The following is a 1031-nucleotide window of genomic DNA, read 5'->3' as shown; positions in this document are numbered from 1 at the left end:
GTTGCGCAGCTGACCCGCCTGGGACCGCAGCTCGTCGTAAGTCACGTTCATGTTCGCCATGACAAAACTCCTCGATCGTCGCTTCGGCCGGCCCCCTCGCGCTGGCCGATCCGTCCGTCGGTGACGACCTTAACCGCCGTCACCACCACCGTCGATGGGGACTGCTCCCCATGGGCGGCGCTCCGTCAGGGCGCCACGGTGGGCCCCGCCACGCCGGTGAGCTCGGCGACCGCACGGTCCACGTCCGCGCCCACCATGCCGCCCGTCGCCCGCAGCGGGCGGTAGGCGGGGACGAACGCGGCCGCCGCGACACCGTCGCGCAGCCACACGGCGGCGGTCTCCCGGTTGCCGTACACGGCCCGGCCCGCGGTGACGGTCTCGGGCCCGCGCTGCACCGCCCACCGCGGCTCGGCGTCCTTGCGCCCCCAGATCTCGAAGGCAGCAGGGACCGCGACGACCGCGACGGGGTTGCCGCCCATCGGGAGCCATCCCTTGCGCGACGCCCCGAGCTCCGCGGCGATCTCCGTCATCTCCGCCGTCGTGAAGCCCGGGACGACGACGGCACCGGGCCGGTGGGACGCGGCGTTCTGGGCACAGGACCGCGCACGCCGCGAGACGACGGCGAGGACGATCACGACGATCGCCAGCACGATCAGGAGCGCGATCCAGATCACCGCGGCGTCGGAGTCGCCGTCCTGGATGGTGCGCACCAGCCGCAGCACGGACACGACGAAGAGCACCACCAGGGCCACGGTGTAGGCGATGCGCTTGTTCTTGGTGTTCACGCGATGATTCCTCTCGAGTTCCCGGACGTCGTCGGGACCCTACCGGGACAGGGCCCGCCGGGCCGACGGTCGTCCACAGGGCCTGGACAGACGTGGAGGGGTGGCCCGGTGACCGGACCACCCCTCCACACCAGCCCACAACAGGGCCGGACGAACTGGACGACGTCAGCCGCGGATACCCTGCGCCAGCTGCGCGTCCGCGTCCGACAGCGTCTGCGCCGCCTGCTCCAGGAACGACGCCATCCC

At 72.3% G+C, this 1031-nt stretch carries 1 protein-coding gene; it reads right to left on the bottom strand.

The features are described from left to right. Positions 1 to 185 precede the first annotated feature (185 nt). Positions 186 to 785, bottom strand: a complete 600-nt coding sequence (locus tag EYB28_RS19670; RefSeq protein WP_166852934.1) for a hypothetical protein — start codon at positions 783 to 785, stop codon at positions 186 to 188. Positions 786 to 1031 lie beyond the last annotated feature (246 nt).

The sequence above is a fragment of the Isoptericola sp. BMS4 genome, assembly GCF_011634835.1.
GTDB lineage: Bacteria > Actinomycetota > Actinomycetes > Actinomycetales > Cellulomonadaceae > Isoptericola.
This window is presented reverse-complemented; position numbering and strand designations above follow the sequence as displayed.